Consider the following 4,525-nt stretch of genomic DNA (forward strand, 5'->3'; position numbering starts at 1 on the left):
AATCAGGCAGCGATGAGCCAATCGTTCTTGAAAACGAATCTATTAAAGTAAAAATCAGTCCCAAAGGTGGCAGAATTGCCTCTGTTGAACTAAAAAGCTTTAAAACCTATACCAAATTGCCATTGATTATGTTCGAAGGCGAGGGTAATAAGTTTGGGTTAGTCTTCGGTTCTGCTGGAAAAAACATCAATACTAACGACCTTTACTTTCAGTCTTTAGGTAGTTCAGTTAGCATATCCAAAAATGATTCTGCTTCTGTAAGCATGCGTTTAAATTATGGAGAAGGAAAATATATCGACTATATCTACAGTTTAAAAGGAACTGGCTATAATGTTGATTTGACAATAGCCACTAAAGGTATGCAAGACGTGGTTGCTCCTACTCAAAAACACATTACCCTTAATTGGGAGACTATACTTAAGCAAAAAGAAAAAGATTTAGTAAGTGAGCAAAGATATTCTAGCGCCTATTTTAAAATGGGTGATGAAAGTGTTGATTATTTAAGTCTATCAGAATCTGAAACAAAAGAGCTTAGCGAAGGAAAAATTAAATGGTTTTCATTTAAGCAGCATTACTTTTCAAACGTTTTAATTGCCAAAAATAGTTTCGATAAGGGTGAGCTAACCGTTAATACTAGTCCTGATTCAAGCACAGTAAAAAGTTTTGCAGCTAATATGCAGATTCCATTTGAGAGACAGGAGCTTACAAGCTATCCTATGACTTTCTATTTTGGGCCCAACCAATTGAATATCCTTGAAAAGCAGGGCTTTGATATTGAAAAGCAAATAGATCTTGGCTACTGGCCATTAAAATACATTAATAGATGGGTTGTATTACCTGTTTTCAACTTCCTTGAAAGATTTGGGTGGGGATATGGTTTAATCATTCTTGTTTTAACAGTACTCCTTAAAATGGTTCTTTTACCACTTACCTACAAATCCTACCTTTCAATGGCTAAGATGCGTATCCTTAAGCCAGAAATGGATGAAATTAAGGGTAAAGTTGGTGAAGATAACCCTACTCTTTTACAACAAGAGTATCTAAAATTATACAAAAAAGCAGGAGTAAATCCATTAGGAGGCTGTTTACCGATGCTATTACAATTGCCAATCATCATGGCTTTCTTCTTTTTCTTCCCTAATTTATTCGAATTGCGTCAACGTAGTTTCTTATGGATGGAAGATCTTTCCACTTATGATGCATTCTTCCAATTAGGCTTTACAATGCCTTTCTTAGGAAACCATATCAGTTTAATGTGTATTCTGATGACCATCTCAACTTTGATTTATACTTATTTTAATAATCAAGTATCGGGTGCTACGGGTCAAATGAAATACATAGGTTATATTACTCCTATCATATTCTTTGGCGTATTAAATAGTTATCCTTCAGGATTAAACTATTATTACTTCTTAGCCAATATGATGACCTTTGCGCAACAGTACATTATCAGAATGTTTGTTGATGACAATAAAATACATGCACAAATTCAGGAGAATAAGAAAAAACCTCAATCCGAGAAGAAAAAATCAGGATTTCAGCAAAGAATGGAGGATTATATGAGACAACAGCAACAGGCTAAAAGTCAGCCAGCTAGCTCAGGAAAGAAAAAATTGAACTAATAAATATTAAATATTTAGCCGACAAACCTAAGGATTTGTCGGCTTTTTTATTGCTTTAACTTTGGTATAACTTTGCTCCATAGTTTCAAAAACAAGCAAATTTTCACTTAATTCTTTAATTAAAAAAGGAAACTCTCTTTTGGTTCCACCTTCCAGCGTTTCGGTATAGCGAATCATTTTACCATCCATTTTAAAAGTCCCCTGAGAAAGCTGCTTGCCACCCCACTCAATATGGAGCTTATTACCTTCAGAAAATATAATTGCAGGAGATTGCAAAGTCAACTCTTGTTTTGTTAGGCTATCAGGCGGATTATAGCTATTAACAGAAACATAATTCCACCTTCCATAAAGATCCTCTGGTTTTGTATCCCTTACACAGGAAGAACTTAATAAAATGATACTAAAAAGAAAAACAGATGTACATTTCATAAAAAAGAAGCATTTTATTATTAGGATTAAACGCCATTTTGACGATTATTTTAAAAAACAATCTATTCCAACAATCCTAAAGTATGTATTCATAAATAAGATATGATTAATTAGTGCGTAACAAATGTAACCACTAAATGTATTAATCTGATTTACCTTTATAATATCAATTTCACTTAAATTAAATGTCATGAAAAATCAATTAAAAAACATCAGTTTTAGCCTGATTATTACAGTGATAATTTTAGTATTTGGCTCTTGTACTAAGGATAAAAATACGGTCAAAAATAATAACATTGATGGAAATCTAAATAAAATTAATATCCAATCACAGATTACTGCATTACCTAATGAGAGTTTAAGTCCCGAAGAATTAGCAAGTCTTTCTTTTATAAGAGAAGAAGAAAAATTAGCAATGGATGTGTATGTAACACTTTACAATAAATGGAGTGTTAAAATCTTTAATAACATCTCTCAGAGTGAAAGCACACATATGTCAGCAGTTTTAATGTTATTAAATAAATATAATATTAAAGACCCTGTTGGAACAAATGAAATCGGAAAATTTGAGAATACACAATTGAAGGCATTGTATGATCAGTTAGTATTAGAAGGCAATAAGAATACTTTAAATGCATTTTTAGTTGGTGCAACTATAGAGGATCTTGATCTCTATGATATCAACAAAGCTTTAGTTTATATCGATAACCAGGATATGCGCTATGTTTATGAAATGCTGGCCAAAGGAAGTCGTAATCATATGCGATCATTCTATAAAAACATAATCAATGCAGGAGGAACTTATAGCCCTCAATATATTACCAACGAAGACTTCAATTCTATTATCAATAGCGCAATGGAGACTGGGAATTAAATATTTATACTGTTTTTTAAATATGGGAGGATATATCTAGATTGAATAATCAGGCAAATAACAAAGAGAATAATCCTGATATTTCCTCCCAAATTTATTTATCAATCTGACTGTAAAATCAAAATTTCAGAAGTTCAGATTATTAAATTGATGCACTTATAACAACACAAAAAAAGCGCAATATAAATCAGAATAGAAATCTGATCCATTGAGGTAAAAAATTAAGAATAATAATTTGGAGCCTAAATTTAAGATTAGAAAAAATTAGATAATCTTTATATTAGTTATTATTTTATGTTTATCAAATAGTGTCCAACAAAATACATTCGTAATTTATCTCAAAAATTCATAAAATAATTGGTCAGGGCATTAAAATCCTCGAATTTCAGATCATAATCATCTGAATTCCCAAAACCATAGGTAACAAGTACAAAAGGCAGGCCTGCTTTCCTTGTCTCCATGCTATCCCCATGAGTATCCCCAATATAAATAGGGCTTTTCAATTCATGTTTTTCAATTAGAAGTTTAATATTATGATGTTTAGGCATTGAATTAGCACCATGCGCCATTTCGTCGGTGATATACTTCTCAATATTAGCCCATTTCATGAATTCGGCAATCAAATTTGCGGGACAGTTGCTAACAATTAACAGGCGGTATTTATCAGCAAGCTTTATCAAACCCTCGCGCACGCCATCGTATAAAACACCGCCCATTTGAGGCATAATTTTTAAGCGATACTCATTGATTGTATGATAAATCTCTTCCTGCCTTTCTTTCGTGGTAGCTGGAAACATATGGTCTAGAACCTTTGAACGCTCCCATCCCATTACATAATGCAGATCATCACGTGTAAATATTCTATTTAAATTCTCAGCTTTTGCTCCTAAATTCCATGATTCAAGATAAGTATCAAGTGCATCCCATAACGTGCCATCTAGGTCAAATATTAAACTATCCGGTTTTTCCATTATCAATAAATTTAGAAAACATAAAAAATGCGCAGAATTTAAAATTTGCGCATCTCATTAAATTTTGAACTGTTACAGTCTGAAAGCTTGTCTAGCAAACAATTTCCACTCAGCACCTTCCTTACGCCAAACCATCATGATTCCAATTCTAATATCTGTTGGCACACCTGCATTAGTAGCTTTCGCGACAAAAGTATGCCTAACAATGGCATTTTTACCTGAAATTGAAATAGTTTGATTACTTGGTTCTACACTTAAAAAATCAAATGGTCCATTCAATAGATCTTCCACAAATTCAGCTTTATTTTGGACTTTCCCTGCGGAGTGACCGTAGGATAAGGCATCAGAAGCAATGCTTTCTAAAGCAGCTCTATTCGGATCAACAATAGCTTTGCTTAATTTTTCAACTGCAAGAGAAACCGCTTGAACATCCTTGGTTTGAGCATTTAAATTAAGGGCTGAAAAAGCTATTAAAACAATAAATAACAATGATTTATACATAAAAATTTTTTTAATAATTAACAATTAGTGTGAGCGAACTTCACCCTCTAGTTCAGGTTCTACATAACCTTCCGGAGTTTTCTTATGCCAGTAAGATGCTAACATGGATCCTGTAATATTCATCAAAG

5 protein-coding genes are annotated in these 4,525 nt (G+C 32.8%); 2 read left to right on the plus strand and 3 right to left on the minus strand.

Features of this window, described 5'->3' with window-relative positions; translation table 11 throughout:
* The coding region (gene yidC, locus ACILQF_RS10795) for a membrane protein insertase YidC (protein WP_395627417.1) at positions 1 to 1,622 on the plus strand (1,622 nt) is incomplete at its 5' end.
* 27 nt (positions 1,623 to 1,649) lie between these two features.
* Here the strand turns inward: yidC and ACILQF_RS10800 are convergent.
* Positions 1,650 to 2,051, minus strand: a complete 402-nt coding sequence (locus ACILQF_RS10800) for a hypothetical protein (protein ID WP_395627418.1) — start codon at positions 2,049 to 2,051, stop codon at positions 1,650 to 1,652.
* 190 nt (positions 2,052 to 2,241) lie between these two features.
* Between ACILQF_RS10800 and ACILQF_RS10805 the strand changes: the two genes are divergently transcribed.
* Positions 2,242 to 2,925: a DUF2202 domain-containing protein gene (locus tag ACILQF_RS10805; protein WP_395627419.1), complete on the plus strand. Its 684-nt coding sequence runs from the start codon at positions 2,242 to 2,244 to the stop codon at positions 2,923 to 2,925.
* Positions 2,926 to 3,263: 338 nt separating this feature from the next.
* Here ACILQF_RS10805 and ACILQF_RS10810 read toward each other — a convergent pair whose 3' ends face one another.
* Both ACILQF_RS10810 and ACILQF_RS10815 read right to left on the minus strand, forming a co-directional pair.
* Positions 3,264 to 3,896 carry an HAD family hydrolase gene (locus ACILQF_RS10810; RefSeq protein ID WP_395627420.1) on the minus strand — a complete coding sequence of 211 codons (633 nt, stop codon included), beginning with the start codon at positions 3,894 to 3,896 and terminating at the stop codon, positions 3,264 to 3,266.
* Between the two features lie 72 nt (positions 3,897 to 3,968).
* Positions 3,969 to 4,397, minus strand: a complete 429-nt coding sequence (locus tag ACILQF_RS10815) for a nuclear transport factor 2 family protein (protein ID WP_395627421.1) — start codon at positions 4,395 to 4,397, stop codon at positions 3,969 to 3,971.
* Positions 4,398 to 4,525: the final 128 nt, after the last annotated feature.

The organism is Daejeonella sp. (assembly GCF_044232565.1).
Lineage (GTDB): Bacteria > Bacteroidota > Bacteroidia > Sphingobacteriales > Sphingobacteriaceae > Daejeonella.